The sequence below is a fragment of the Xylella taiwanensis genome, assembly GCF_013177435.1.
Taxonomy (GTDB): domain Bacteria; phylum Pseudomonadota; class Gammaproteobacteria; order Xanthomonadales; family Xanthomonadaceae; genus Xylella; species Xylella taiwanensis.
This window is the reverse complement of sequence record NZ_CP053627.1, coordinates 2,470,783-2,496,572: the sequence shown is the minus strand read 5'-3', so window position 1 is coordinate 2,496,572 and position 25,790 is coordinate 2,470,783. Positions and strand designations below refer to the sequence as shown.

The window sequence follows — 25,790 nt, the reverse complement described above, 5'->3', positions numbered from 1 at the left end:
GACATCGCTTGGATCTTCATGACCAACGTCAGATGGGGTGAGCCAAGCTTATTGGGAGAGAGGGTGACCGCAATTGGCGCAGTATCCCCGGCGGACCCGGGTTATACGTCTGTATACCGAACCAATTGCAGGTGTGGTAAGCAGATCAGGGCTTGTATCCAGGGCCAAGAAGTGAAGGGAGCTGGCAACTTCGATGCTCGGGAATATGCGTCGATCTGTCTTGCATACATTCATTGTTTTTATCGAGCGTTTACACCGTGGAGTGATCTGGAGTTCTATCCCATGACGATTATGTCTGCTGCGCTGTTACTGTTCCTGATCCTTGACCCATTGGGCAACATCCCAGTGTTCCTCAGCGTGCTCAAGCCATTGCCCGTCCGACGTCAACGTGTGGTACTGGTGCGCGAATTGCTGATTGCGCTGATAGTACTCATTGGTTTCCTATGGGGTGGCAAGTACGTATTGGAACTGATGCACTTGCGACAAGAGTCAGTGGCGATTGCCGGAGGCATTGTCTTGTTCCTGATTGGTATCCGTATGATCTTTCCCCGGCCAGAAGGGTTGATGGGTGAAATCCCTGATGGCGAACCTTTCATCGTGCCATTAGCTATCCCACTGGTCGCTGGTCCATCGGGCATGGCCGCAGTGATGCTGATGGGGAGCAACGAACCGGCTCGGTTGTGGGATTGGAACTTGGCGCTGTTGCTGGCTTGGGGAGCAACTGCAGCGATCTTATTTTCCGCGACTTTCTTGTACAAACTGCTAGGCCATCGTGTGCTGGCAGCCCTGGAGAGGTTGATGGGTATGTTGCTGGTGGCGATCTCGGTGCAGATGCTCCTAGACGGTATCAGCACGTACCTCAAAGCGTCAGTGCATTGAGAACCAGTACCTCGTGCTAGCAAGCCAGGTATGCATGAGGTGCCGGTATTGCATTCGGGCGGCATAGTTCCAGCGATACAGCGCAAAAATCATTGATGAGTCACTCAATGGCTTGCAAAGCAGCTAGACCGAGTTGAGGTCCTACCTGGATGACTGTGTCTGGTTGGAGGTGTTGAGATTGGATTCGAGCTGCATCTTTAATGATCAGTAAAGTGCAGACTAAACATTAGTCATCGGATTGGTGTGATACACACCGATGCACCATGAATACACATGTGTTTTCCGAGCCAGTGACTAGGGAGATTCCACAGAGATGTTCACCCGCGGAGTGTGGCTCTGTAGGAGCACGTGAAGAAATGTTCTGCGTGTTGCCCAGTGATGCCGTGTTGACAATCGCGACATACTCCATTGGTGGAGTGTGGCGATTGTCTATCCGTCGGGCTCATTCCATGCGTGATGCCATGCATCAATGGACATGCATGGTCCGAGTCGCGTGACCTTCATTAACGATGCCACGCATCTGCTGAGCAAGCATCGCTCAGAGGCCGTGCTGGACACTTGGACACTGCGTGTGGACACGCAAAAGCGGTTGTGCCGAAATTCCTCAGTGGCTGTGCGATGTCGCCTTGAAGTTGAAAGCAGCATGTGAATCCCCGCTCCGGGCAACGCAAGCAGCCGTTGCATCCCAGGAAGCCTAGATCAATGCAGTTGACGCAAGGTCAACAAGATGTCATTGCGGCAGATGGACATCTTCTTATCGTTGGTGGACCAGGTTCTGGTAAGACCACCATCTCCATCCTGAAGGCAGCACAGATCGTCGAAAAGCACCTTTGGTCCGGCCAAAGCATTCTGTTCCTCAGCTTTGCCCGTGCAACGATTTCATGCGTCGTCGCAGCCATTGAGTATGAGCGGAACCTTCCTTCCTGCACAGCAGAAACGCATTGATGTGGAAACGTACTACTCCTTCGGTTTTGGTGAATTCTCAAGATACATGGTTACTTCGTCGGGTTACCACGGTGCTTGAGTATTCTCACGCCTGCTGAAGAGGCTGTTGCGCTCTCTTCAATTCGCTTTAACTTTCAAGCCAAAAGCCTCAAACACCTGCAGCAGGCGGCTAAAAGAGTGGTCGAGGAGACCGAACAGGTACGGCTTGCATACGAAGCCAGGGCGTGCGTGCTTCGACCTGTACATGCCCTATGTGGAAAAACTCCTGCACGGCAGCGTACGTATCCGAAGCCTGATAAGCATAATGTATCCGGTCATCGTCCTGGATGAGTTTCAGGATACTAACAGTGCTCAGTGGGGTGTTATTCGAGCATTGGGTGAGTGTTGCCGATTGATGGCTCTTGCTGACCCTGAGCAACGTATCTATGACCGGATCGGTGTCGATCCTGCCTACCTTAGATCATTTAAAAGAGGCGTTTGCAGAATTTTGGGTGGTTCCGGTGTACAACCCCAATATGGGACATGTTTAGCATTTTGCTCATGCTTGAATAAGTTGGAGACGCGCCACAATATCCCACGGGAATTCTATTCTACCGACTTATAAAGCAATGCTTTGCTGCCTTGACTAAGATAATGATCGTGGTGATAAGTATCAGGTACACGATTGCTGCAAACAAATAAGCTTTGAAAAACTCAAAATCCGCTGCGGCAACCTCCTGAATACGGGCAAAAAATTCAGGATATTGTATGAGAAATGCCACTGTACTGTCTTTAATATTGCTGACCACCTGATTTGTCAACGCCGGCACAGAAGCAAGGAGAACCTGCGGTAATAAAATCAGACGAAAAACCTGCCACCGGGTAAATCCCTGCACCGTCGCGGTTTCAGCTTGGGACGGGGCTATGGCGTTGAAAGCTGTTGTCATATAAGCGGCGTTGTAAGCCCCCACATTCAGAGTAAATCCGGTTAACGCGACGTTGAAAGGTGAAAGATGTATGCCGGTTTGAGGCAGGCCATAATAAATAACAAAAAGTATAATTATCAGTGGCGTACCGATAAAAAAATCCATATAAATCTTCGTCAGCCTTTTAATCACTGGATGGTGGCTGATGCTGAGAAAAAAAATGACTATGCCCCACAAAAAACCGGTTAAGGAGACCGTCAGCGCCAGTAACAGTGTTTTTTTTACACCATCCAGCACCAACGGGAACTGCTCCTGGAGGTCGCCCATAAAATTTTCCCATCCTGCCAGCATCTACATTTACCCAAAAAAACTGCGGATTTCATCACTTGCGCCATATGTAGAAAGCTCATCCGGGCTTCCTTCTGCGCATACACGGCCGCGACTGAGGTATATCACCCTGTCGCAAAGCATCTGAGCAAGGCGCACGTCATGAGTGACGCAAAGGATTGTCACATGGCGGCTCTGGATTTGCCTGATAAGAGAGCCTACTTCACGCGTCATCAGCGGATCCAAAGCCGATGTTGGTTCGTCAAAAATAACAACTTCAGGATCGGTCACCAGTACCCGAATCAAGGCCACACGCTGCTGTTGACCACCGGAAAGCTGGGAGGGATACTTCGTGCTGTGTGCTGTCATATCCAGCTTCTCGAGCTCGCAAAATGCCTTATTTCTGGCTTCTTTTGCGGACATACCAAATACCTGCCTGAGTGCCAGCGTAATATTATCGATCACGTTGAGATGGCGGTATAACGCGTAATTCTGAAAAACGAATCCGACTTTCTTTCTGAATCCGAGTACGTTGAATACATCGTCATAAATGTTCTGGCCATGAAAAAATATCTCGCCTGAATCCGGAACTTCAAGTTTTGCCAGACAACGCAGCAGCGTTGTTTTACCACAACCCGACGGCCCCATAATAACCTTTGCTTCTCCAGGATTTATCGTGATACTGATATTGTCCAGGACTTTTCTGTGGCCAAGCGACTTGCTGATGTTACTTAATTTTATTAATGTCATGCGTTTTAACTCTTCTTTCGTTCAGCTCATTGCCTGATATGTGTAGTTTATTTTCAAGCATTCCAGCCACTGACGCAGAAAATTTATAAATAATAAAATAAAGTATTCCGGTGATCGAATATACGGCTAGCCCGTTCATAGTCACCACCGTCAGAGTCATGGCTTGTTTCGTCATTTCAGTAATACCAACTGTATAGGCGAAAGGAGAGGCTTTCAGTATCGATGAAAATTCATTGAGGATCCCAGGAACAGCAAAACGAAACATCTGCGGTAACTCAATACTTCTTATTCTCTGAAAATGACTGAGTCCCGCCGTTTCTGCCACTTCTATTTCGGTACGTTCTATCAGTCCAAGCGCTCCGCGAAATACTTCTGCTAGGTAACTTCCGCTGACCAAAGCGACGCTGATATTCATCGCAATAAGGGGAGAAAGAGAGATTCCTTTAGACGAAAGGCCAAAATAAACAAGAAAAACGAGGATAAGTATTGGGATACAACGAAACAGGTACACCGAAACGTCTAGAAGTGGAGTAACAATCTGGAAATTCAGTCGCCGTATAACAGCGACCGTGAGTCCTGTAAACAGTGCAGACACAAAGCAAGTAAACGTTACTATCAACGTATTGCTGATACCTTGCAGTAGAAAAGACAGCACGTTGATAACATCAGTCATAGGTGCGCCTGTCATTAGATACGTGCTACTTCATCCACTTATCGATAACAGCAGATATTTTTTCCGCACCCTGATCATTCATCCAAGCATTAAAATCATCGCGCACGGGTGAGCCTTTCTTGAAAGCAAAACCAAGATGGTCCACGTTTCTAAATACATACCGTGCTTCAATCGGCATTCTTTTCTTATTTTTATAATCAAAGTAAACTGGGTCCTCAATAAAGGCCAAGTCAAGATTTCCGTTTCTAAGGTCGGTAAGCACTTCATTATAAGATGGATAAAGTTTTACTTTATTCAAAGAATAATAACCTTTAGGCTCCAAATTTGATTTAATAAGGTCGGCGTAAGCCATGCCACGCGGAAACCCGATAGAATATTTATTCAAACTTTTAAGGTCTTTCAGTTCAATATTACGGTTTGCCATGCTTACGAGATTAAATGAGTTAGCATAGTAAGGAACGGAGAAATCCATGACTTTTTTGCGCTTTTCTGTAATGGATATCCCTGAAAAAGCTACATCTGCTTGGCCGCTGGCCACAGCACCCAACATACCATCCCATGAGTATTCCATGAGTTTCACCTTACAGTTTCTCGATTTACAGTAAGATAAAAAAAGATCAAGATCGATACCTTGAACTTTACCGTCCCCACTCTTGAAAAGCATAGGAGGTGAAGCAGGAGATACTGCGATGTTCAGTGTTTTCCCGTTAACCGCCCCTGCCGCACCAGCAACAGAAGATGCCACTGACAACATCACCAGAAGAAAAAATTTTCTCAAAAACATATCCGTCTCCCGTTTTGCATAGACCAGTATTGAGTTGTCTTTAACAAGACCACGCCAACGCTAGCAGAAGACGATATAGATTCATTATTGAAATATCAATATGGACAAAAAACGCCAACGAATACTACAAAATCCATCTCTGTTTGATATACGAAGGACGAGGCGGCCGCGCTGGCTAGCTACAAGTACCTATTACCTATCGAAACACATCCGCAACAAGTCACTCGACCGTCCGACAAGGGCGGTTGACTAAGATCGAGCGCAGTCAGCAGGCAACGCATGCATTGCTCGGCAATGCTGCTTTTCTGGTCAGGGAATAAGGTGTTCATCAGAGAATTCAACAAGCTGGTTGGGCCAGTAAGCTGGAACCACAGTATTGAACCGCTGTACTTTTCTCACCCTCGCCTACGTTCGCGCTCATGGCGGCGACCTGTTCGGCTTGCGGCCAAGCTGCTTGGCAACTTACAACCTAGCATGGGTGTGTTCGATGATTAGCTCGCGCTCCATCTCGGCCAGGTTAGCCATGATCTGGAAACCGTCCGGATGGCGTACCGGTGTCAATGGAGTCGGTGAGGCTTCTGAACTGGATGCCCTGCGGGTGCAATTTGCTGACTATATTGAAGTTGCTTGACCGACTGGCCCAGCCAGTCGAGATTCCAGACAGCCAGTGTGTCGCCCTCGCCTAGCATTTCAAGCGTCTGGGCCAAGCATGGGCGGTCTGCCCGTGTGCCGCTCATTTTGTCTTCAAAGACATTTTGGGATCTGGCTTTGGCCAATGCTGTGCATTGCAGTTCAAGGTTCTGATCCTGTGTTGAGACCAGTGTATAGCCAATCAACAAGGTTTATCTCACGCTAGGTCAATGCGTTTCTGCATTGCCTGTCGGCCCGATAAGCACGCTATGCCTTGGGTGAGTGCCACCGAAATCGAATTTCAGCGGAATGGTCGCGGTGCAGTTGCCGATGATCATTGCGGCCATCATCTGGTGCATCAGTACACACTTGCCGGAATGTGGCTCATGGCTGGCCGTGTCGATCACGAAAGAGGGGCCGAACATCGGCGGCTGGTTGTCGTCAGTCATCATTACATCCCATAGGGGGTTGTAAGCCGGAACCCTATCTTGGCGTGGTCAGTGTCTATCGGCTTCTGACAGAGGCAAAGAGCAGCAAAAGCAAAACCTATCTCATGAAGCCATCCTGCATTTTGATCGTATAGATGGCACTTTTTTCTTCTATGTGGTCACTACCGCAACATGGCATGAATTTTCTTCAGCCAGCCCGTAACATCGCCGCAAACATCAATCTCTGCGAGTCTGTTCGCTGTCATTTTCGTGGCTGCATTGCTATTGAGCTGTTTTTTAGCGTGTCTGACCTTGGTTGCAAGTGTCTTGGGATCACTGATGATCTCTGCCCAAGGTTTTCCACACCTGGAACTGGTATGCACCGCCTGCGCGACGATCAAGGGGACATCACAGGTATCAGTGAACGTAACCACAATGCCATCCATGCCCTCCGAAATCGCATCCGGATGCAGATAATTTTCAAGTTCGCGCTTTGACGTCATGACAGCCCATGAGCCATCACCGCGAGCGTTGACAGCCTCGCATTCCTTTTGGTACTGCGGCGGGGTGAGGTCATCTCTGTCATAGATGTGAACTTCAGGAAGGTTCAGATTCCGCAGGTAATGTTGAGCAACCCATTGCTTTAATGACCCACCGCCGAGCGGCACCAGTGCCACGCGGCTGTCGCTCGTGAAATCAACGACATCAGCGAAATCAGGTTTGAGCATGGAGCTGATGCGCTCCAGGAATTCGATGTCATTGGTCCCTTCTACGCAAACCAAGGCTTGAACGCGTCGGTCTGGCAGAACGCCAAGCTCATTTGCTATTACGGCCAAGTCGGTATCGCTACAACGAGAAACGTTTGCTGTGCCATCGGCTTGCTTGCGGACATACCGCAGACTGTCGATTGACAGCAGGCCGGCCAAGCCTGGAGTGTGTGATGTGACTAACACTTGCGTATTCTCATCAGCCGCAAGTTCCTTGAGCGCCTGGACCAAGAGGCGCTGATTGTCAGGGTGTTGCGAGGTTTCCGGTTCCTCAATGGCATAGATGACGCTCAATGCTCCCTTCTCGGTGCGACGCCGTTCTGCTTCAGCCCGGAAGAAGTTCAACAGGATAAGACGGCGGACGCCACTTCCTCGTTTGTTGATGGGGATGTTGTTGTCACCCACCAAGCCGAATTTGAAAACGTCCCATTTGGGGTCAGTCTTAAAAAATGGCTTCAGCTCGCTTGCCAAGCGGCTGTCCATCTCATTTAGCTTTTCCAACGTTCGTTTTGCCACGTCCTCAGCCCGTGACCGTACCGAATCTTCGATCTTTCTCAGGTCGTCCGCCATTTCCTTCAGCGCCTGAGTGATCGCACATTTGAGCGGGCTCTGAACCTCTTCGTCTCCGTCCTGGCTTGGCCGATCCGACCGGAAGAGCGCGTACATTGGAAGCTGGAGTTTGAGTTGGTCCCACACTTTTTTGGCGTCTTCCTTGTCGAGTGGTACTAGCTTCCGCTCAAGCGTGAGGGGCTGGCATGCGTCACGAATCGCTTGCCGCATGCTCCCATTGATAGCCAGGGTGACGGTGGATTCGTCAATACCCAGTTTTTTTACGCGAGCCTTGAGTTCGCTGTTTTTCAATATGAGCAGATCGGCCGCGTTGGCGTTGCTAGGGTGTTGTGCCGCCGCAAAAACCGACTCCTTTGGTACTTTGGCCGAAGCGTCCCATTCCTTGACGATTTCTAACTCGCCTTTTTCGTTTAACAGATGCTCGGCGGCGAAGGAAGTCCGAGCGGCTGTGTCAAGGACTATTTCGCTAGGCAGGCTGTCAAACGCGCAGCTAATGCGGATCGTTGTCCCTGTGCCGTGCACACATGCATCGCTGCGTTCCGGTTTTCCGTCGTTGAAGAAGATGTCAAGCGCTTCGAGGATCGTTGACTTACCCGCATCGTTCTTGCCGATAAACGCGGTTAGATCATCAATTTCGATTCGGGTGCTTTGGGAGTACCCTCGAAAGTTTTCGAGAATCACGGCTGAAAGTTTCATGAGATCCTTCTTGATGATTGGTTTGAATAGGGTTAGTTATCGGTGCGTTTGATGTGCATGTTGCGCATGCAAAATCGGAGCAGTGCTGCACCGAACGTGTGCTTCAAGCAGGCTCTCAAGGTCTGTGACACCACAGGCATCAACAGGCGCGACCGACCACCTTCCAACATCGTGTTGACCAAACACGGGAGTGTCCCGCGATATATCCACGCAAGTGGGGTGAGCAAGATCCAACTGGATCAGTGTACGATTTTTTCCGTTTTCTGAGTTGACCCCATAAATAATGAAGAACTCTATCCATCCGTAGATCGCGCTGTTCTGAGATGTCCCCAGGAGGCGAGCACCAGATTCGGACAGTTGGCTTGGCCACGACTGCCGTTGTAGCGGCCCAGCTCGAGAAACAGGTTCTCGCGTTCCATGCCCAGGGAGTAGCGGAGGATCCATGCAGCCGTACCGCAGATGTGTCCGCACATGGAACAGATTGTCAGTTGGCCGACCTATGTCCTTCACCCAAATGTCCTTTATCCCAAACGAGATGACTTGCATGTGCCCACTTGCACGGGCCATCGAAACGGCGTACTTGCGGAACGCGCTTTCGGTTTAGATGACACTAAACACAAGCTCGGAATCGAAGCCCGTGCGTGTGGCTTCGTAGTACACGGTGTTGCGGAACGCGATATGGTCCTGCACATCAGCCAGGCGCTTGTGGAGCAGTGCTGCCTTGTCGGTCAGCCAAGCTATTTTCCCTGCTACGCAAGGAAAGATCGCTTTGGGTGTGGCGTTGTCGCTCAAGGAAGCTGACGGCCCTGCTTGGATGCTGGTCGAAAGTTGTTGCTTGACTTGGGTGCCAGCCAGTGCCTGGCGGTAGGGTAGGGTGATAACCACGCCGACCAACAGCACGGTGAGTGTGCGGTGAGTCAGCGTGCTACTTCTGGATTTGCTTCGCGCGGCTTCGGCGGTTTGCTACGTTCCTGATCCTTGCCCTGAATCTTTGGAGTGTGCTTGAACCTTGACCTCACGCACCTTTGGTGCCGGCACTGACTCGCCGTGAGTGATCTTTTCGGAGACCCCCCGACGCGTGCTGGCGACGCACCGTGCTTGAGCTTCCTTGTTTTGGAGTTGTTGCTCTGCGAACTGCTGCGCAGCGGCCACTACGCCATAAGCTGACGCCAAGTCATGGTATTTCTTGAGTGCTTCGGCACGCTCTTCATGCGCGAATGCTGCAGCCTTTTCCAGTGAGCCGACTTGCGAGTGGTTGCGGTACGTATCGACACGGCATTCGTTGACTTATTTGCCATTGTTGTCGCACCCCCGTTCATTGGTGGTAACAGGTGTGTTGCCGACTTTCTCAACGGCAGCCCGTTTACCGATGGCGATACCGCTTGCGGCGACTGCGCGGCCGAGATCGATACCCCACACGATGCGTTCGCCGTGCTGCGTCTCGACCTTCAAGACTAGATGTTCTCCTTTTTTCGGATCGTGCTGATCGTTGGTTTTGCCGTGTTCGAGCAGCTTGCCGGCCAGAACGCTGTCACGCCGCCACCAGAACGATGGCCGTTAGACCTGCTTCTTGGTCCGTGTCGGGCGCCGTCAAGGTACGCTTCGAGCTGACCGAGGTTGTAGCGCCCCCTTGTCGCTGCTCCGGGTGTGTGTTGTCGGTTTCATGCTCGCCTGGGTCACGCTTCTCGATGGAATTCTCGCGGGTACCACCCTAACGTTCCAGCAGGATTGCCACATGTGCCTTACGCAGGAATTCTTCGCTGCCGCGCACCTTAATTCTGTTCCATGCGCGCGGATGCGCAATCGCAACTCATGCTCGTACGGCTTCCTGGTTCTCGCTGTGCGTGGTCGGCTGGCGTCCGCAATCCTCGAATGCGCGCGTCTTGTCAGGGAAGTGAAATGTGTTGTCGATCTGAATGAAACGTTGCTTCACTGCATCCGGGATCGCCTTCGTATTGTTTTTACCTGATGAACTGATAGCGGTTTTCAATTTCTTGCTGTCAGTCATTTGCGTTCTGGCACCTGGATCGCCACGCGCTTCGGTGGAAATGATGTGTTTTGCAAGCGCTGTTATCGCGAACGGGTCGTTTCTTCACGACGCTTGGCGAGGAACGCGAGCACGTCTTTATCAATCGATGTATCACGCGCAATGCTGACTTCGATTTGGTTGATGTGTTTCTTATCGGGTGTATAGGATTTTTTGAACGCCAAGTGCTTGGCTTGCAACTTGACCTTGACCATATCGGGCGCGGCATCCTTCGCCTTTGCCAGTCTCGATATTTTCAACATTGGGTTTGCCGACGATTGCGATGGCCGGTGCGCTATGAGCAATACACATCCAGCACTTGCTTTTGCCGTTCCAAATTGTCTTGCTGGTCGTGGCTGGACACGCACGCCTAGGCGACCGTGTGCCGATGGCTGTTAGCGGCGTGACGAAATGCCTCAGGCTTGAGTGTTGCAAGGTCGTAGTGTCGATCGTGGCCTGCCGTGTAAGCGGCAGCACGTTTTCCCGACAATGGGCAGCGCCGCAGTGCCGTGGTCGACACTACCTAAGGCATGGGGTGCTTCACCTATGCTAATGAATCTCTCCATGTTGAAGACGAGTAAGGAATGTTCAATCCTGAAGACGCCCGACGCATGGCCGACCGAGCTGAAATGACACCTGCTTGAACTACGCAACGCATGGGTGGGGCAAACCAGGATTCAAGCTGGTTTGAGGTGAGTGTGGCAACGTCTACGAAGTCAACACAGGTGAGGCCACGAATACGACCTCGGCGTACCTCGCGTTGTTTGTACGGTGTACGGGGCTAGCGACCATCTGAACCTGACGACCGAGCCGTGCGAGACATTGCAGCATCTTTGCCTCACTGATATCTCGGAACTGTCCGCGCCGCATGTTCGACAACTTTGGTTGTGTCATGCCAAGCACGTCGGCTGCTTCTTGCTGAGTCCAGCGGCGCCCCTTGATGATCTCGCCGATCTTGGTGGCAAGCGCGCCTGCACCAGCATTTCGTCAGCTTCAGGTTTTTGTCGCTGGGACGTAGGTCTGGGATTGCAGGTGTTCGAGGTCGTGTTGCAGACGATGGGGAAGCGGATCGTGGGTTCCGCAACGGGATGGCGATGTGGTCTTGTCTGCTGAGCCGTGAATGATGGGAAATGCGCTGTCTGGACATCCGATCCTGGTCGAGGATGGGCGGTTTATTGTTGTTGTGGCACTGGTGACAATCGGTAGTGTCAGTGTCTTTGCTGAGGTCGAGTGGCGGCATAACAAACATCCAGCTGGGTTGCCTGCTGCGGATCGCTGATTCATGGGTGCGGGTTTCAGGTGGGGGCGCACCCTGGCGAGTGGGTGTGGAGTTGCGGTGCTGAATGGGTATCCGATGTGACCGTTGGGGGTGCTGCGGTTAGGTATGCGGTCGTGTGTTCACCGTGTCAGGTGCCGCAGTTGTGGCAGTGCCGCTTTGACTTGCGGCCACGGGAAAAGCGGCCCAGGGTCACGCTTGCGTGCAACCAGTCGCGTGGGGTCGTCGCTGGCCGGGACGTGCTCGGTGTCTAGTGTTTCGTGGCCGGCGATTGTCCTGAGTGCCGGTAATGTATGTGTCAGCCACGTGAGGAGTGCGATCAGGGCCTGGATCTGGGCTGATGGATAGGGTTCGTCCATGGTTTGATGGTGTGTGTCCAGCCAGTGTGGGTAGCGGCCGCGGTTGACCAATTCGATCCCTAGGGTGTGTGCATTCTGGCTGCAGACATGATGTGCGATCCGTTCTAGTGGCACGTACTGCTCGATGTGTCCGTTGCGATCGACATAATAGTGGCCGCTGTCACCGGTGCCGCTCGGATACAGCACGCGCTCGCCATAGGCGCGGGCGGTTGCCAAGTCAGGTAGTTCGGTGCAATGGATTACTGTCATGGTGATCGTCTCCAGAGGGCGTATTTGCAGCGCGGTGACATAGGGCAGAGGATGCGGCTGAATCGGTGGGGCGGCTGCAGACATTGGCGGATGCTACCATCCGGGAGATGTATCGCCTCTCCACAGTGTGTCGTGCGTGTTTGGTGCTGACCCCTATGAATCGTGTGGAGAGACAGTGGTTGTATCTGGGGTGTGACCGATCGAGGTGCGATGTGGTCGGCGTCGTGGCTCAGAGTATGGTCACTGTCGCTTGTCTGGTGATTGTGCTGAGTGCTTTGGATGACACACTCAACATGAAATGAGTGATGGTTAAGGTGATGATCGATACATCGGTGAACGCGAAGAGGGTGTCCCCGCGATGCGGGCTGACGTGTGGTGGAGATCGCTTGGTTCGATCGGTACACAAGGTGTTTGGTCTCGATAGCCTGTGTGTGTTTGAGGTGGTGTGATATATGTTGCCGATGTGGTGGAGGAACGGTGAGTCGCGGGCATTGCATTCTTTCGCATGGTTTTGAGAGCAGTCCGGATGCGAACAAAGTCACTGCACTCGCGGAGGTCGCTGAGCGTTTGGGCTGGAGCCACGTGCGCCCTGACTACACCGACTTGGACACGCGGCGGGAGGTGGGGCCGCTGGGTGACGTGCCGGCGCGTCTGGAACGTTTGCTTGCGCTGGCGCGTCGCGCTGTTGAGCGCGGCCCACTGGTGTTGGCGGGATCCAGTCTTGGCGCCTATCTGGCTGCGCGGGTGTCGTTGCAGGTGCCCGTTCGCGGCCTGTTTTTGATGGTGCCACCGACACGTATCGATCAAATGCCGGTGCTGGACGCTGCGTCAGTGCCGATCTCGATGGTGCATGCTTGGCGTGATGAACTGATTCCTGCTGTGGAGGTGATCGCTTGGGCACAGGCGCGTGCAGCCCGGCTGTTGTTGGTAGACGATACGCATCGTTTGGCGCATCACGTTGATGCGGCGGCGCAGGCGTTTGCGGCGTTGCTTGCGACGCTTTAAAGGGAGCTACCAGGGACAGACGGTGTGCAACTGTGGCGCGTCTATTTCTATATTTTTAACGTGATGGTGATATTGGTTTTCTGTTTTCAATGTGTGGCGCCGTTGCTATGGCAGGTGCGCACGTGGTGCTGTGTTGCGCGCCGACGGGGTATTGACGTGGTTGCGCGATTGGGATCCTTGTACTTTCTGAAAGTGGGGGCTTAGATCCACCCGTGGTACAGCGATGGAGCTGCATAGCGTTGCAATGGTTGTGTTCGCCGGGCGCAGTGGGTGATGTCGTGTTGGGTGGTGTGCAGCGTGACGACCGTTTTGGGATGTGCATCTAAGGCACTCTGATGGTTGTGCAGTGCATTGTTGGTCGCTGTCGGGCACGTGTCTTGTGTTTGCGGGTGAACGTGTGTGACTGTCCAGTATGTGTGGACTGAAGTTGTTGAGAGGCGTTGGGTCGCAGAGGGGGTGCGATCTGTTACCCAACGTGATGCACTTGGCTTGGCCCTGCTCAAGGTTGCTATAGATGAAGCGGTGCCATCTTGAATGGCGTTGATTTTAATGTGTGTGACGTGTGTCAGGGGCTGTATTGCGACGGAATGCAGGGTGTCAGTGTAGACGCGTCCCATCCTTGGGGAGGCGTGTTGTGAATACATATTGACTTGTAGCCGGATCGACGTATCGGGGCTTGCTGCATCCATAGATTGTTTTTGTTTAGATCTTGCTGTGTTGATGCTGGGTTTGAAGTTGTCCTGACAGAGGTGCTGGTAAAGCGTGGCGTGATGGCTGAACATGGCGCTCCGTGTGGCGGCTTCTGCTGCTGTTTTTTCCCATCGCGGCACGCGTGGGGTGTTGGTTTCCGGTCCGGATTGATGACGTGAGATTTTTCGTTTCCTGTGCTAAAGGTCTGGAATACCTGTTGGTCGACGAAGTGCTGGCGCTCGGTGTGACTGGAGCCACCGCTACGGTGGCTGGTGTCAACGTCGAAGGCGAGTTGTGCGATGCGCAGCTTGCGGTGCTGTGGTCGCGTTTGGCGAGCCGTGTATTGTGGCCGTTGGCGACCTTCGCGTGTCCGGATGAAGACGCTTTGTATGCCGGTGCAGCGGCATTGCCGTGGGTCGAGCATCTTGTGCCGGGCCAGACGTTGGCGGTAGATGCGCACGTTTCTGGAGATGTGATCACCCATGCCCGTTATGCGGCGCAGCGCGTCAAGGATGCGGTCGTCGATACGTTACGCGCTGCCGGTGTAGTCCGGCCATCGGTGGATGTCCAGCAGCCGGATGTGCTTCTGAACTTGTCGCTCCGTAAGGGGCGCGCGACGCTGTCGGTAGATCTTGGGGGGGGGGCGTTACATCAACGTGGCTGGCGTCAGGCACCGCATGCGGCGTCCCTGAAGGAGCCTCTGGCGGCGGCAGTGCTGCTGCGTGCCGGCTGGACTAGGGTCTATGCCGAAGGTGGGGGCCTGCTTGATCCGATGTGCGGCAGTGGCACGCTTTTGATTGAAGGGGCGTTGATGGTGGCTGATGTGGCGCCTGGTTTGTCCCGTTATGCAGATCCTGGAGTGATGTCCAATGTCCCGGTGGCGGAGCGCCCGGTGCTTATGCCGAGCCGTTGGCGTGGTTTTGACGTTGCGGCGTGGACGGCGCTGGTCGCGGATGCGCAGCAGCGTGCCAAGCTGGGCTTGGCGGTGTTGCGTCCGGTCTTGCGTGGCAGCGATGTTGATCCTCAGGCTATTGCCGCTGCGTCTGCCAACGCGCGCGCGGCGGGTGTTCAGGACGCGATTGCACTTGCCGTTTCCAGTATCGATGCATTGCCGGCAGTGTCCCAGCCCCGCGGCGTGGTGGTGTGTAATCCTCCGTATGATGTGCGTTTGGTGGCCGATCCGGTGCTTTACCGGCATCTGGGCGAAGCGTTGCGGCGTACGGTGCCGACGTGGCGCGCAGCGTTGCTGTGTGGCAATACCACGCTGGCGTTTGCTACCGGGTTGCGGGCTGGCAAGACGTATCAGTTCTTCAACGGTGCCTTGGAATGTGTGCTGATTCGCTGCGATCCGGTGGCGCCGCCGCCACGTGAGGATGTTGCAGCGCGGCCGCTGAGCGAGGGCGCGCAGATGGTCGCCAACCGCCTGCGCAAGAATGTGCAGCGGTTGCAGAAGTGGCGTACGCGGGCGGGTGTGGACTGCTACCGCGTTTACGATGCTGACTTGCCTGAATACGCGGCAGCGATTGATGTTTACCAGGAGGCGGATGGTGCGCGGCGGTTATTCCTCCATGTGCAGGAGTATGCCGCGCCGGCGTCGATTCCCGAGGTGGATGTACGTCGTCGCCGCAACGAGTTGCTTACTGCGGTGCGCACTGTGTTTGACGTGCCTACGGCCCAGGTGGCTTTAAAAACCCGGCAGCGTGGTAAGGGTGGTAGTCAGTATGGTTGCTTTGCGCAGCGTGGTGAATTTTTTCACGTATGCGAGCACGGTGCTTTGTTGCGCGTGAATCTGTTTGATTACCTCGACACGGGAGTGTTTCTTGATCATCGCCCATTGCGCGCGCGCATGGCGCGCGAAGCGGTGGGTAAGCGCTTTCTCAACGTATTCTGTTACACCGGTGTGGCGAGTGTTGAAGCAGCAGTGGCTGGTGCTGTGGCGACGACGAGTGTTGATTTGTCATCCACGTATTTACATTGGTGTACTGACAATTTTGCGTTGAATGGGCAAGGCGGGGGGCGTCACCGTTTGGTGCAGGCTGATGCGTTGGTTTGGCTGGAGGCTGAGCGTGGCCAATACGATGTCATCTTCTGTGATCCGCCGACGTTCTCCAATTCGGCGCGTGCTGACGATTTTGACGTGCAACGCGATCATGTACGTTTGCTACGGGCAGCTGTTGCGCGGTTGACACCTGGTGGGGTGCTGTACTTTTCCAACAATTTTCGCCGTTTCCGTTTGGACACAGCGGCGGTTATCGCGTTCGCGTACTGTGAGGAGATCAGTCCGGCGACGATTGATCTGGACTTTGCACGCAATACGAGGATCCATCGCACGTGGCGGTTATGGCGGTAGAGCGGTGTCTCCAGATAAGGATGATGTGACGTGAGTCGCGGCAGATCATCGATAGCGTCGCGCTACACCGCGAGTGCATGTTGACTTGCCGACAATGTACGTGAATGAACGCGGCGACTTGTTGTGATGGTGGGTGTGTTGGATGTGGCGACATGCAGCCCAGCGTCAATGTCGCGTGGGGATGGCGTCACTGCTGAATGATCTCAGGCAAGGTTCACGGTATTTATTTTGGTTCTTGATGTGTTTGTGACGTTCCTGGTGCTGCACAGTTTTGCATCCGGTGCAATGCTGGATGCGATGGAGAAGGAACGTGTCTCCCGATGTAGATGGAGGACGTAATGGCTTCAGATGGGCATGGGTGTCGTCCCTTTATAAGATGAGGACGAATCAAAAGAAGGTGCTTGCTCAACCCGGATATCTGGTGTTGCGGCCTGCAAGTGTTATGGCGATGCGGTCGCAACCATCGCACTGGTGGCTTGTGGCGTCAGTGCTGTTCTACGGGGCGTGTGACTGGCACATCAGGACGATATGTAATGACATGGCCGGCTTGCTCAAAGGACGTGTGGGTAGGACGCTGGGGTGGGAAATGTGCGGGGATGCCCTAGCCGGGACGCTTGCGATAGTGTGACTGGGGGGTGCACTTGATGCTTGAAATTAGGCTGCGTGTGTATGGCTGTCAGGAGTCAAGGGGCGGTGCGTGGATCTTATTTCAGTGCATTGTGCGAGTGTGACTCAGTCGATAGGCGCGTGTTGTTCACCCGTAGCGGACAGGAATGCATCGCAGGTTTTTCCGTTAATTAGCAGTGTCAGTGCATCGGTGGGCTGGTGTTCTAGTGGCTGTGCCAGTGTTTGGAGAGTGCTCACTACCTGACTCAGTCAAGGACCGCGTGAAATGAAGTGGAATGTGGAGCGCTGTCACGTGGGTATTGCCAATGTGTTCAAGAACTGTCGCTTCAACAGCAGCGCAGCTTCACAGCGGCGGTGATGGTGCGATGCAGTCATTGGTCGCCATCAATAGTGGCACGTCCATGCAGGCGATGCAGTCTGGAGACACAGCAAGAGAATGTTGATTAAAGGATCTTGGGTCATCTTTCGATATGAGATGACTATTTAATTTCTTAATTCTCATGCGTCAGTTGCCTTTGATTGTCGGTGGGTGGGTCACACTCCCGTCAATTGGGGAGCGGCTTCATTCCATGCGGGAACAACCACAGATGACCATTAGATGTAAGGATGCAAGACAATGTTTAATTGAAGGCGAGCCATGCGTCTTCCGAAAAGATAAAAGTGCTGCTGCTGCGGGACTTGGAATGAGCGAGGTACTGATCGATTCTCAAGTGTAGGTGTGGAGTGGCGTGGGCAGGTGTGACGGTTGTACGCCTGAAAAGTGTCGGTTGCAGCGTTGCTGGCTTGTGAATGCAGTGCTTGCAGCAGGGTGTTGATCGCCAACGTCAACAACGCAAGGCGTGATGGTTGGCAAGTCTCTGCGAGTCATGTCGTCTGTCAGAAGTGGTCGTCGGTTGCTTAAGGTCAGGCGTGTCTGCAACAGCAGCAGGTCGGTTGTGCTGAGCAGACGCTTATCAAGACGGACGCTGGTTTGGAAAGTGTGCGTGATGTCTTTGGCGTTGCGATGCACACGTGTTACCTCAATGTGCTGGGCATGTCACAGCACCTAGCGGGCGTCCATCGTGATAGCCGCCGTGTATATGGCGAGTGCATCATTGCGGCTGTTGCGCTGGAAACATCGAGGGGTGTGCCAGATTCGATGCGCACTGATTGCGGCACAGCTGAGCCGGTATTGGTTAACAGATGAGTGAGAACACCCGGCAGTGCCGTTAATTCGCTTCCAGCAAAAGCACTTCATCGAATCAGTGCATGGCGTGGTATGCAGATGCAGAGCCATTTGCTTATGCAACTGTGGGTTCAGTAGGTTGGCTCATTAGTACAACGCCGGTTTCTGTCTTGTTCGGCTGTTGATGACGCGTCAACGGTCAATGCTTGATGTTGAATGTCGCATGGTCAATCGTGATTTGGCTGGTTTGTTTGTCTTGCTGGCTTGAGCGGCATGCTTCGGTTCAGTCAGTGCATGGTGGTGCTGTTAGGCAACGCTGTTTAAGGTGCGCAGGCGGTCCCTGTCTGGTGTGCGTGTTGCCGATATCGTGGTGACATTCGCTGGAAGTGGCGGTTGCTGTGGTGCTGGGGGCTGCGACCGGAGATGAGTGGGTGGCATCGTATTGCGTCACGTGAATGTGTGCTCTATCGACAGGGGTGCTTCAGCTGATGTGCTTGCTTAATCTTCAGATCGAGGCTAGCTAGGTCATCGCTATCACAGGTGTTTCCAGATTGGGAGAGGCTGTCCTGATGAAGTGGTGGTTGGGCGCTGTACGAATTCACCGAAGGCAGGATGCTGGTTAACGGTGTCTCTGTGATCTGTTCTGGAGTGCTGCGTTAATGCACAGCAGGATGTTGTTTTCGATTTATTGTGGTTCGAAGCGGCGGTTGGCAGGGATGCGATGTCACCGTTGAAAGTGCCTGTGTGGAGGTGTGGCGACGGTGCTTGGAGAGCAGCAGGAATCCAGTATGGGTGGCGTGCTCGGGTGCTCGTCGATGGGCGGGATTGCAGTGTCTTTGCCGATGTCTACGGGAGGAATGAGGTTCCAGGCGGGTGAGGCTATGGGGCGTTACTCAGTTGTGCGAGTTCTTCGGCTTGGTGTTCTTGCAGTAGCCGGTCGATCAGGGCATCCAGGTCACCTTCGATGATGTTGGGAAGGTCGTAAAGTGTCAGGCTTTCGACGCGGTGGTCAGTGATCCGGCCTTGAGGGAAATTGTAGGTACGGATGCGCTGACTGCGATCGCCGCTGCCGACCTGAAGTTTGCGTGTCATTGCTTGGGCTGCGGTCTGCTTGCTGCGTTCGCTTTCGATCAGTTGTGCTTTGAGCCGTTTCATTGCTTTGTCGCGGTTGGCGTGTTGGCTGCGTTCGGTTTGGGACTCGACGACGACGCCTGTTGGGATGTGTGTGATGCGGATGGCCGATTCGGTCTTGTTGACGTGTTGGCCGCCGGCACCGGAGGAGCGGAATGTGTCGATCTTCAGGTCAGAGGGATTGATCGAGATGTCTTCGATCTCGTCGGCTTCTGGAATAATCGCCACGGTGGCTGCTGAAGTATGGATGCGGCCTTGGGATTCGGTGGCGGGCACGCGTTGCACGCGGTGCGTACCGGATTCGAATTTAAGTCGAGAATAGGCGCCGCGGCCGACGATGCGCGCTACGATCTCTTTGTAGCCGCCATGTTCGCCAGGAGTGTCTGATTCCACTTCGACTTTCCAGCGCTGCCGTTCGGCGTAGCGGGCGTACATCCGGAACAGGTTGCCAGCAAAGATTGCGGCCTCGTCGCCACCAGTACCGGCGCGTACCTCCAGAAACAGGTTGCATTCGTCTCGTGGGTCTTGAGGGATAAGGAGCAGTTGGAGTCGTTTGTCTAGGGCGGACAGGAGTGCTTGCGCTACGGTGACTTCCTCCTCAGCGAGTTCGCGCATGTCCGGTTCGGTGCGTAGCGTCTCAGCCGCGGCCAGATCTGCTTTGGTACGGGTTTCTTCGGCCAGTGCGGCAGCAATCGGTCCGAGGTGGGCGAATTCGCGGGAGTATGCACGGAATCTGTCGGTGTCAGAGACGATCTTAGGATCGGATAGCAAGCGTTCGAGTTCTTCGTGGCGCTCAGCGAGTGCTTCCAGCTTACGACGCAGGGTCGGTTTCATCGGTTTTCACAATGGTGGTCTGGAGAGTGGGGTGCTGGTAGCTTGGCTTCTCTGGAAAGAGGTATTCCGCCGCACGGACCAGCTCAATGTCGTTGGCGAGTGCGGCTTCGCGCAGTGCGGCAGTAGGCGGGTGCAACAGACGGTTGGTCAGGCTGTGGGCAAGTTGTTCCAGCACTTCTTCCGCGGGACGTCCGTTTGCCAGTTGTTGCCGTGCCCGTGTCAGCAGTTCGTCCCGGGTCGCTGCGCCGAATGTGCGGAGGCGCCGTAGCGGGGCTTGGTGTGCATGGGCTTGTAATGCATCCATGTAGCGTTTCACTTGTAATTCAATGATCGCCTCGGCGGTTTCAGCCGCTTCGCGCCGGCTGCGCCGGTTTTCTTCCACGGCGCGTTGCAGGTCGTCGATGGTGTACAGATAGGCATCGGTGAGTGTTCCTACCTCGGTCTCGATATCGCGTGGTACTGCCAGGTCAAACAGCAGCATGGGTTTTCGTTTTCGTGTGTGTAGTGCGCTTTCGACGTGGGATCGGGTGACTACTGGGACAGGAGCAGCGGTGGCTGAGAATACGATGTCGGCTTCAGCCAGGTGGCGGTTCAGTTCGGTCAGCGGTAGTGCGTAGCCACCGTGCTGGCTGGCCAGCATCTGAGCCTTGGCGTGGGTGCGGTTAGCAATCAACAGGCGCTGTACGCGGCCTTCGCTCAGGTGTTTGGCTGCCAGTTGGATGGTCTCGCCGGTGCCGATCAGCAACACGGTCGATTCGTTCAGCGGGGAGAAGGCGTCTTGTGCTAGCCGCACGGCGGTCGAGGCCACTGAGACTGGATTGGCGCCAATCCGGGTATTGGTGCGTGCGTGTTTGGCTACTGAAAATGTGTGTTGGAACAGCCGGTCAAGTTGGTTGCCGAGTGTGCCGTGGGTACGTGCCGTGGACCAGGCATATTTTACTTGGCCGAGAATTTGCGATTCTCCCAATACCATTGAATCTAGGCCGGTGGCGACTCTGAATAGGTGTCTTACTGCGGCGGCGTCGCGATGTTGATACAAATAGCTCTGTAATCCTGGGCGTTGTTGTTCGAGCCAGTTCACCAGCGTTTCTGCGTTTCTAGTCTCGGCGTACAATTCAGTACGGTTGCAGGTGGATAGCAGTGCGGCTTCGTTCACGTTGGGGAGTTTGTGCAGTGAATCGAGTGCGCGAGGCAAGGCGTCGCCAACGAAAGAGGCACGCTCGCGTAGCTCCATTGGCGCAGTTTGGTGGTTCAGTCCGAGCACCCACAACGTCATCATTCAGTTGCTTGCTATAAGCTGCTGGTTATTCATGCCCTCCATTTTACGGTCCGGTCGTTCCCGATGCTCGTGCCGATTCACATCCTTACTGTTTCATTGTTGTTTTTTGTGGCGTTTCCAGGAGTTGCTGCCCGCGCCACTTTTGGCGATCCGGCGACTCAGGGGAGTCCTTGGTTGGAGCCAGCTTTAGTGGCCGAGTTTGCATTGCAATCTGGACAATTGAGCGATGCGGCGCGGTGGTATTTGCAGGCTGCCCGTAGTCAACCTAATAGTGTTGGTCTGGTTGAGCGTGCCGCTCGCATCGCGATGTTGGCGGGCGATGATGCTGGTGCGGAGCGCGCTGTAGCGATCTGGCGTGTCCGCGCGCCTAAGTCGCTGTCAATGCGTGCGGTCGAAGTATCACTCGCTATGCGCCGCCAGCAGGCGAATGCGGCGCGGCATGGTCTTAGTGGGTTGCTGCGTGATGCTGATCCTCGTGGTTGGCGTTATGCGTTAATTGCACTGAGCAATGGTGGTCGTGATCCGCTGCTGTCGGCGAGATTGCTGGAAGACTTAGTTCGCCGTGGTGATATCCCTAATAGGATTGAGATCTGGCAAGAGTTCGGTCGTTTGGCGTTGCGTTTGGAACAACCGGTATTGGTGAAACAGATCATCAATCAGCTGATGGTGCGCTTTCCTAAGGAGCCACGTGTGGTGTTGTTGCAGGCTGCTCAGCTGCAGCAGGCAGGCAAGCATAAGCAGGCTCTCTCCAAGCTTAAGGGTGTTGAGCGGGCGGCGGTGGCTGACGTGGATCTGCGTGGAGCATTGGCGTTGACCTATGACGGCATGGGTGAGAGTAAGGCTGCTGCACGTGTGCTTGCCACTGGGCCGCAGGATGTTCAGACCTATGGGTTGCGTGCTTCGTTGTTGGCTCGTCAGCAGGACAAGCAGGCGTTGCTTGCGCTGTATGAGGAGCTTAGCAACAGGGGCAGGACTTCTGAGCCAGAGAAGCGTCTTTTATTGGGTAAGATTGCTGAGTTTCTGACACGCTACAACGATGCTCTTTCTTGGTATCACGGGGTGCTGGATGGAGATCTGCGTGGCGAGGCGGCCTTGCGTGCGGTCAGCGTGCTATTTGAGCTCAAGCGCTATGATGAGGCGTTCCAGGAGGTTCATCGTTTGCAAGCGGATGCTGCGATCGAGGATGAGCAGCGTCGTGATGCTTATCTTCTTGAAGCTGAGTTAAAACAGCGTTTAAGTGATTCTGAAGGTGAGTTGAACGCTTTTGCGCGTGGACTGGATGAATTTCCCAATGATAGTGAACTTCTTTATATGCGTGCCTTGGCTTGGGAGCGTCGTAATGACATCGTTCGGGCTGAGGTTGACTTGCGTAAGTTGCTGGTTGCCGACCCAGGTAATGTAGTCGCGTTGAATGCGCTTGGTTATACCTTGGCCAATCATACGACCCGCTACAAGGAAGCGCTGGCATTGATCGACCGCGCCCGCATGGTTGAGCCTGATAATCCGGCGATCATCGATAGTTATGGTTGGGTCATGTATCGGTTGGGACGACTTAAGGAAGCGCTGGCTGAACTCAAGCGTGCTTGGTCGTTGGCCAATGAACCAGAGATTGCTGTGCATGTTGGTGAGGTGCTGTGGGTGGATGGTCAGCGTGAGGAGGCGCGGTACTACTTTGAGGAGGCGCGCAAGTTAGATCCGGACAATCTGGCGTTGCATCATGTACTGGAAAAGTTTGGTTTATGAAGCTGTGTTTGCAGGATGTGACGAGAAGTATCCGTGTGCTTCTGTTGGTGGTCTCTTTACTATTGCCGGGGTGTAGTAGCACTGGTGGTCGACGTCTGGCGGTGCCGGTCATGGTGGATACCGCTGCGCAGCAGGCTGAGCAAGCTCGCCAAATTTGGTTACAGAATCATCCAAACTGGCGTTTCCGGGGACGTGCGGGGATCAGTCAGGGCCGTCATGGTGGTAGTGTCCAAGTGGAGTGGCAGCAACATGGTGGCAGTTACCGGATCGTGTTAAGTGTCCCAGTGAGCCGTCAGAGTTTGGTGCTGAATGGAAGTGTTAACGGTCCCGCACGTCTTGAGGGGGAGGGAGGTGAGATCCGTGTTGGTGAAGCTGCCGAGCAAATGTTGTTCGAGGCGACTGGATGGCAAATCCCGATGGGGTTGTTGCCTGATTGGGTGCGAGGTCGTGATAGTGGGGGGGGGGATGTGCAGTTGGACGCTGAGGGGCGTCCTTACCGTGTGTATCAGGGAGGGTGGCAGTTGAAATTTCTAGATTGGTTCCCGTCTTCCGAGGGGCGTCCGGTGTTACCACGGCGAATCGAGGCTAGTAGCGGCTCGGCTAGGATGCGTCTGATTGTTGATCAATGGGATGACTTGATCCCGTGAGACCTGTCATTGATGACGGTGTGGGTTGGTCGGCGTGGCCGGCACCTGCCAAGCTGAATTTATTCTTGCAAATAACCGGGCGGCGTGCTGATGGTTACCATGAATTGCAGACCGTTTTCCGTCTGCTCGACTGGGGCGATACCATCCACCTGCGGGTGCGTGAGGATGGCCGGATTCATCGCATTGGTGTGTCAGTGATTGGGGTTGTTGAGGCCGACGACCTGATGGTGCGTGCGGCTTATCTGCTACGGAATGCGACTAATGTTCATTTTGGCGCGGATATCTTTGTTGAGAAGCGTATTCCAGTATGTGGCGGCTTTGGAGGTGGGTCGTCTGATGCGGCGACTGTACTTCTTGCGTTGAATGCACTGTGGCAGACCGGGCTCGACGTTGCGGCTTTGGCGGCCTTGGGGTTACGTTTGGGGGCCGATGTGCCGGTGTTTGTACATGGTTGCAATGCTTGGGGTGAGGGTGTGGGCGAGTGTTTAACACCTATGGTGTTGCCTGGAGCAGCCTACCTACTATTCGATCCGGGTGTGTATATGCCGACACAGGAGTTGTTTCTTGATCCGCATTTGACGCGTGATGCGTCGCCCGCGACAATAGGAGACTTCGTTTCTGGTACTTTGTTTGGTAACGCGTTCGAGCCGGTCTTAAGGCGGCGTGAGCCGGCTGTTGCGGCTGCTCTCGATGTTCTGTCCGAAGTTGGTTTGGCAAGGGTGACCGGTTCTGGCAGCGGTTGCTTCGTCGAATTCAGCACACGTGATGAAGCTGAATGTGCTTTGGAGCGGTTGCCATACGGGTTGTGTGCTTGGGTAGCTGGCGGCGCTTCCCGTTCCCCACTGCTCGATGTACTGGAGACAATGGAATGTTGATGCAGGGGCGTAGCCAAGAGGTCTAAGGCACCGGGTTTTGATCCCGGCATTCGTAGGTTCGAATCCTACCGCCCCTGCCAGTTTCATTGGGTTTTTCTACGAAAGTGGATGTGTTCTCGTGTTGCGAACTAGGCGCTTGCCCAGATGAGAACCTGCCAATTTAGTCTTGCTGTCTTCATTCTCTTCATTGATGTCCGATAGATGCCTACCATTCAAGACGAACGCAATTTGCTGGTCTTTTCGGGTAATGCCAACAAACCACTGACTCAAAGTATTTGTAAGGAGTTAGGGGTGCGCATGGGCAAATCGTTGGTGTCGCGTTTTTCCGATGGAGAGGAGCAGGTCGAAATTGAGGAAAGTGTGCGTCGCCAGGAAGTATTTGTGGTGCAGCCCACCTGTGCACCGAGTGCCGAAAATTTGATGGAACTGTTGGTCATCATTGATGCACTCAAGCGTGCTAGTGCTACTAGTGTCACTGCTGTGATTCCTTACTTTGGTTATTCGCGTCAAGATCGTCGCCTGCGTTCTTTGCGTGTGCCCATTACCGCAAAAGTTGCGGCCAAAATGATCAGTGCGATTGGTGCTGATCGAGTGCTGACCATTGATTTGCATGCTGATCAAATCCAGGGTTTTTTCGATGTGCCGGTAGACAACGTTTATGCTTCGCCGCTGCTGCTAGCTGACATTTGGCGTGCTTACGGTACCGACAATCTGATCGTTGTCTCCCCGGACGTGGGTGGTGTGGTGCGAGCCCGTGCGATGGCTAAGCGTTTGGACGATGCCGATCTAGCAATCATTGATAAGCGCCGCCCACGCGCCAACGTTGCTACGGTGATGAATATTATTGGGGAAGTAAACGGCAAGACCTGCGTGTTAGTCGACGACTTGGTGGACACCGCAGGTACTTTGTGTGCGGCCGCCATAGCACTTAAGCAAAGTGGTGCCACTAAGGTTGTAGCTTATATCACGCATCCGGTGCTATCCGGTCCGGCTGTGGATAACATCAATAATTCTCAGCTTGACGAGCTTGTGGTGACGGATACCATTCCGTTGTCTGATACCGCTCGGGGGTGCTGCAAGATTCGCCAACTCAGTGTGGCTGAGTTGCTGGCTGAGACTATTCGGCGTATTGCTTTTGGTGAATCGGTCAGTTCACTGTACGTGGATTGATTGAACGGCA

General features: G+C 53.9%; 30 protein-coding genes and 1 tRNA gene. 15 read left to right on the top strand and 16 right to left on the bottom strand.

Features of this window, described 5'->3' with window-relative positions; genetic code table 11:
• The first annotated feature begins 282 nt into the window (after positions 1–282).
• From PLS229_RS10550 to PLS229_RS12320, 3 genes are all read left to right on the top strand, one after another.
• The gene (locus tag PLS229_RS10550; protein WP_038271287.1) at positions 283–879 is read left to right on the top strand and encodes a YhgN family NAAT transporter; all 597 of its coding nucleotides are present in this window, start codon (positions 283–285) and stop codon (positions 877–879) included.
• Positions 880–1,581: 702 nt separating this feature from the next.
• Positions 1,582–1,824: a UvrD-helicase domain-containing protein gene (locus PLS229_RS12005; protein ID WP_051482315.1), complete on the top strand. Its 243-nt coding sequence runs from the start codon at positions 1,582–1,584 to the stop codon at positions 1,822–1,824.
• 244 nt (positions 1,825–2,068) lie between these two features.
• Positions 2,069–2,428 carry a UvrD-helicase domain-containing protein gene (locus PLS229_RS12320; protein WP_268746647.1) on the top strand — a complete coding sequence of 120 codons (360 nt, stop codon included), beginning with the start codon at positions 2,069–2,071 and terminating at the stop codon, positions 2,426–2,428.
• Here the strand turns inward: PLS229_RS12320 and PLS229_RS10540 are convergent.
• Genes PLS229_RS10540 through PLS229_RS10525 form a run of 4 tightly spaced genes read right to left on the bottom strand, consistent with a single transcriptional unit; the run spans position 2,415 to position 5,263 of the window.
• Complete coding sequence (locus PLS229_RS10540) at positions 2,415–3,080, bottom strand: amino acid ABC transporter permease (RefSeq protein WP_038271259.1); 666 nt, start codon at positions 3,078–3,080, stop codon at positions 2,415–2,417. The two genes, PLS229_RS12320 and PLS229_RS10540, sit on opposite strands and share 14 nt — an antisense overlap.
• Positions 3,081–3,086: 6 nt before the next feature.
• The gene (locus PLS229_RS10535) at positions 3,087–3,806 is read right to left on the bottom strand and encodes an amino acid ABC transporter ATP-binding protein (RefSeq protein ID WP_038271260.1); all 720 of its coding nucleotides are present in this window, start codon (positions 3,804–3,806) and stop codon (positions 3,087–3,089) included.
• Positions 3,784–4,479, bottom strand: coding sequence for an amino acid ABC transporter permease (locus tag PLS229_RS10530; RefSeq protein ID WP_038271261.1), 696 nt, complete (start codon positions 4,477–4,479; stop codon positions 3,784–3,786). Before PLS229_RS10530 ends, PLS229_RS10535 begins: the two co-directional genes overlap by 23 nt.
• A 25-nt stretch (positions 4,480–4,504) precedes the next feature.
• Positions 4,505–5,263: a transporter substrate-binding domain-containing protein gene (locus tag PLS229_RS10525; protein WP_038271262.1), complete on the bottom strand. Its 759-nt coding sequence runs from the start codon at positions 5,261–5,263 to the stop codon at positions 4,505–4,507.
• A gap of 376 nt (positions 5,264–5,639) precedes the next feature.
• Between PLS229_RS10525 and PLS229_RS12825 the strand changes: the two genes are divergently transcribed.
• Entirely contained in the window at positions 5,640–5,894 is a 255-nt protein-coding gene (locus PLS229_RS12825; RefSeq protein WP_038271263.1) for a hypothetical protein, read from the top strand.
• Here the strand turns inward: PLS229_RS12825 and PLS229_RS12820 are convergent.
• The 5 genes from PLS229_RS12820 to PLS229_RS10500 all read right to left on the bottom strand — a co-directional run bounded on the left by PLS229_RS12820 (position 5,821) and on the right by PLS229_RS10500 (position 9,527).
• On the bottom strand, positions 5,821–6,039 hold the full coding sequence (locus PLS229_RS12820) for a recombinase family protein (protein ID WP_425511091.1): 219 nt from the start codon (positions 6,037–6,039) through the stop codon (positions 5,821–5,823). The genes PLS229_RS12825 and PLS229_RS12820 overlap by 74 nt on opposite strands.
• Positions 6,040–6,120: 81 nt before the next feature.
• Positions 6,121–6,345, bottom strand: a complete 225-nt coding sequence (locus PLS229_RS10515) for a hypothetical protein (RefSeq protein ID WP_038271264.1) — start codon at positions 6,343–6,345, stop codon at positions 6,121–6,123.
• A gap of 158 nt (positions 6,346–6,503) precedes the next feature.
• Positions 6,504–8,354: an ATP-binding protein gene (locus PLS229_RS10510; RefSeq protein ID WP_038271265.1), complete on the bottom strand. Its 1,851-nt coding sequence runs from the start codon at positions 8,352–8,354 to the stop codon at positions 6,504–6,506.
• Positions 8,355–8,954: 600 nt separating this feature from the next.
• On the bottom strand, positions 8,955–9,254 hold the full coding sequence (locus PLS229_RS11995) for a hypothetical protein (RefSeq protein ID WP_051482316.1): 300 nt from the start codon (positions 9,252–9,254) through the stop codon (positions 8,955–8,957).
• A 63-nt stretch (positions 9,255–9,317) separates the two neighbouring features.
• Positions 9,318–9,527 (bottom strand): hypothetical protein, encoded by a 210-nt coding sequence (locus PLS229_RS10500; RefSeq protein WP_038271266.1) that lies wholly within the window; start codon positions 9,525–9,527, stop codon positions 9,318–9,320.
• 72 nt (positions 9,528–9,599) lie between these two features.
• On the opposite strand from PLS229_RS10500, the gene PLS229_RS10495 reads away from it, so the two are divergent.
• Entirely contained in the window at positions 9,600–9,812 is a 213-nt protein-coding gene (locus PLS229_RS10495) for a hypothetical protein (RefSeq protein ID WP_152536618.1), read from the top strand.
• A 352-nt stretch (positions 9,813–10,164) separates the two neighbouring features.
• Here PLS229_RS10495 and PLS229_RS10490 read toward each other — a convergent pair whose 3' ends face one another.
• The 3 genes from PLS229_RS10490 to PLS229_RS12815 form a co-directional block, all read right to left on the bottom strand.
• Complete coding sequence (locus tag PLS229_RS10490; RefSeq protein ID WP_038271268.1) at positions 10,165–10,362, bottom strand: hypothetical protein; 198 nt, start codon at positions 10,360–10,362, stop codon at positions 10,165–10,167.
• A 62-nt stretch (positions 10,363–10,424) separates the two neighbouring features.
• Entirely contained in the window at positions 10,425–10,643 is a 219-nt protein-coding gene (locus PLS229_RS10485) for a hypothetical protein (protein WP_162814107.1), read from the bottom strand.
• Between the two features lie 445 nt (positions 10,644–11,088).
• Positions 11,089–11,322, bottom strand: a complete 234-nt coding sequence (locus PLS229_RS12815) for a helix-turn-helix domain-containing protein (protein ID WP_425511090.1) — start codon at positions 11,320–11,322, stop codon at positions 11,089–11,091.
• Positions 11,323–11,500: 178 nt separating this feature from the next.
• On the opposite strand from PLS229_RS12815, the gene PLS229_RS10475 reads away from it, so the two are divergent.
• On the top strand, positions 11,501–11,659 hold the full coding sequence (locus tag PLS229_RS10475; protein WP_160165177.1) for a hypothetical protein: 159 nt from the start codon (positions 11,501–11,503) through the stop codon (positions 11,657–11,659).
• Positions 11,660–11,778: 119 nt separating this feature from the next.
• Here the strand turns inward: PLS229_RS10475 and PLS229_RS10470 are convergent, their stop codons facing one another.
• On the bottom strand, positions 11,779–12,348 hold the full coding sequence (locus tag PLS229_RS10470; protein WP_038271269.1) for an N-acetylmuramoyl-L-alanine amidase: 570 nt from the start codon (positions 12,346–12,348) through the stop codon (positions 11,779–11,781).
• A 393-nt stretch (positions 12,349–12,741) separates the two neighbouring features.
• Here PLS229_RS10470 and PLS229_RS10465 point away from each other — a divergent pair, with 393 nt between their 5' ends.
• The 3 genes from PLS229_RS10465 (at position 12,742) to rlmKL (ending at position 16,309) form a co-directional block, all read left to right on the top strand.
• Positions 12,742–13,269, top strand: coding sequence for an alpha/beta hydrolase (locus PLS229_RS10465; protein WP_038271270.1), 528 nt, complete (start codon positions 12,742–12,744; stop codon positions 13,267–13,269).
• Between the two features lie 399 nt (positions 13,270–13,668).
• Entirely contained in the window at positions 13,669–13,803 is a 135-nt protein-coding gene (locus PLS229_RS12505; RefSeq protein ID WP_267903162.1) for a hypothetical protein, read from the top strand.
• A 331-nt stretch (positions 13,804–14,134) separates the two neighbouring features.
• The gene (gene rlmKL, locus PLS229_RS10460; RefSeq protein WP_114867227.1) at positions 14,135–16,309 is read left to right on the top strand and encodes a bifunctional 23S rRNA (guanine(2069)-N(7))-methyltransferase RlmK/23S rRNA (guanine(2445)-N(2))-methyltransferase RlmL; all 2,175 of its coding nucleotides are present in this window, start codon (positions 14,135–14,137) and stop codon (positions 16,307–16,309) included.
• 732 nt (positions 16,310–17,041) lie between these two features.
• On the opposite strand, the gene PLS229_RS12500 is transcribed toward rlmKL, so the two are convergent.
• Positions 17,042–17,173 (bottom strand): hypothetical protein, encoded by a 132-nt coding sequence (locus PLS229_RS12500; RefSeq protein WP_267903160.1) that lies wholly within the window; start codon positions 17,171–17,173, stop codon positions 17,042–17,044.
• 742 nt (positions 17,174–17,915) lie between these two features.
• Here PLS229_RS12500 and PLS229_RS10455 point away from each other — a divergent pair.
• Complete coding sequence (locus tag PLS229_RS10455) at positions 17,916–18,122, top strand: hypothetical protein (RefSeq protein WP_152536621.1); 207 nt, start codon at positions 17,916–17,918, stop codon at positions 18,120–18,122.
• An 858-nt stretch (positions 18,123–18,980) separates the two neighbouring features.
• Here the strand turns inward: PLS229_RS10455 and prfA are convergent.
• Positions 18,981–20,066, bottom strand: coding sequence for a peptide chain release factor 1 (prfA, locus tag PLS229_RS10450; RefSeq protein ID WP_038271274.1), 1,086 nt, complete (start codon positions 20,064–20,066; stop codon positions 18,981–18,983).
• On the bottom strand, positions 20,044–21,342 hold the full coding sequence (gene hemA, locus PLS229_RS10445; RefSeq protein WP_038271288.1) for a glutamyl-tRNA reductase: 1,299 nt from the start codon (positions 21,340–21,342) through the stop codon (positions 20,044–20,046). Before hemA ends, prfA begins: the two co-directional genes overlap by 23 nt.
• Positions 21,343–21,408: 66 nt before the next feature.
• Between hemA and PLS229_RS10440 the strand changes: the two genes are divergently transcribed.
• From PLS229_RS10440 to PLS229_RS10420, 5 genes are all read left to right on the top strand, one after another.
• Positions 21,409–23,088, top strand: a complete 1,680-nt coding sequence (locus tag PLS229_RS10440) for a tetratricopeptide repeat protein (RefSeq protein WP_038271275.1) — start codon at positions 21,409–21,411, stop codon at positions 23,086–23,088.
• Positions 23,085–23,735 (top strand): lipoprotein insertase outer membrane protein LolB, encoded by a 651-nt coding sequence (gene lolB, locus PLS229_RS10435; RefSeq protein WP_160199309.1) that lies wholly within the window; start codon positions 23,085–23,087, stop codon positions 23,733–23,735. Before PLS229_RS10440 ends, lolB begins: the two co-directional genes overlap by 4 nt.
• Positions 23,732–24,610 (top strand): 4-(cytidine 5'-diphospho)-2-C-methyl-D-erythritol kinase, encoded by an 879-nt coding sequence (gene ispE, locus PLS229_RS10430; RefSeq protein ID WP_114867187.1) that lies wholly within the window; start codon positions 23,732–23,734, stop codon positions 24,608–24,610. The genes lolB and ispE overlap by 4 nt, the downstream gene beginning before the upstream one ends.
• A 3-nt stretch (positions 24,611–24,613) precedes the next feature.
• A tRNA-Gln gene (locus PLS229_RS10425) sits at positions 24,614–24,690 on the top strand.
• A gap of 130 nt (positions 24,691–24,820) precedes the next feature.
• Entirely contained in the window at positions 24,821–25,780 is a 960-nt protein-coding gene (locus PLS229_RS10420) for a ribose-phosphate diphosphokinase (protein WP_038271290.1), read from the top strand.
• Positions 25,781–25,790 lie beyond the last annotated feature (10 nt).

Excerpts from the sequence above, each read along its gene's own strand:
- PLS229_RS10470 (WP_038271269.1), bottom strand. The coding sequence starts at position 12,348 with ATGTCTGCAGCCGCCCCACCGATTCAGCCGCATCCTCTGCCCTATGTC.
- PLS229_RS10490 (WP_038271268.1), bottom strand. The coding sequence starts at position 10,362 with ATGACTGACAGCAAGAAATTGAAAACCGCTATCAGTTCATCAGGTAAA.
- PLS229_RS12320 (WP_268746647.1), top strand. The coding sequence starts at position 2,069 with ATGCCCTATGTGGAAAAACTCCTGCACGGCAGCGTACGTATCCGAAGC.
- PLS229_RS10440 (WP_038271275.1), top strand. The coding sequence starts at position 21,409 with ATGCTCGTGCCGATTCACATCCTTACTGTTTCATTGTTGTTTTTTGTG.
- PLS229_RS12005 (WP_051482315.1), top strand. The coding sequence starts at position 1,582 with ATGCAGTTGACGCAAGGTCAACAAGATGTCATTGCGGCAGATGGACAT.
- PLS229_RS10485 (WP_162814107.1), bottom strand. The coding sequence starts at position 10,643 with ATGTTGAAAATATCGAGACTGGCAAAGGCGAAGGATGCCGCGCCCGAT.
- PLS229_RS10540 (WP_038271259.1), bottom strand. The coding sequence starts at position 3,080 with ATGCTGGCAGGATGGGAAAATTTTATGGGCGACCTCCAGGAGCAGTTC.
- prfA (WP_038271274.1), bottom strand. The coding sequence starts at position 20,066 with ATGAAACCGACCCTGCGTCGTAAGCTGGAAGCACTCGCTGAGCGCCAC.
- PLS229_RS10530 (WP_038271261.1), bottom strand. The coding sequence starts at position 4,479 with ATGACTGATGTTATCAACGTGCTGTCTTTTCTACTGCAAGGTATCAGC.
- hemA (WP_038271288.1), bottom strand. The coding sequence starts at position 21,342 with ATGACGTTGTGGGTGCTCGGACTGAACCACCAAACTGCGCCAATGGAG.
- PLS229_RS10515 (WP_038271264.1), bottom strand. The coding sequence starts at position 6,345 with ATGATGACTGACGACAACCAGCCGCCGATGTTCGGCCCCTCTTTCGTG.
- PLS229_RS10475 (WP_160165177.1), top strand. The coding sequence starts at position 11,501 with ATGATGGGAAATGCGCTGTCTGGACATCCGATCCTGGTCGAGGATGGG.
- lolB (WP_160199309.1), top strand. The coding sequence starts at position 23,085 with ATGAAGCTGTGTTTGCAGGATGTGACGAGAAGTATCCGTGTGCTTCTG.
- PLS229_RS10535 (WP_038271260.1), bottom strand. The coding sequence starts at position 3,806 with ATGACATTAATAAAATTAAGTAACATCAGCAAGTCGCTTGGCCACAGA.
- PLS229_RS10550 (WP_038271287.1), top strand. The coding sequence starts at position 283 with ATGACGATTATGTCTGCTGCGCTGTTACTGTTCCTGATCCTTGACCCA.
- PLS229_RS10510 (WP_038271265.1), bottom strand. The coding sequence starts at position 8,354 with ATGAAACTTTCAGCCGTGATTCTCGAAAACTTTCGAGGGTACTCCCAA.
- PLS229_RS10525 (WP_038271262.1), bottom strand. The coding sequence starts at position 5,263 with ATGTTTTTGAGAAAATTTTTTCTTCTGGTGATGTTGTCAGTGGCATCT.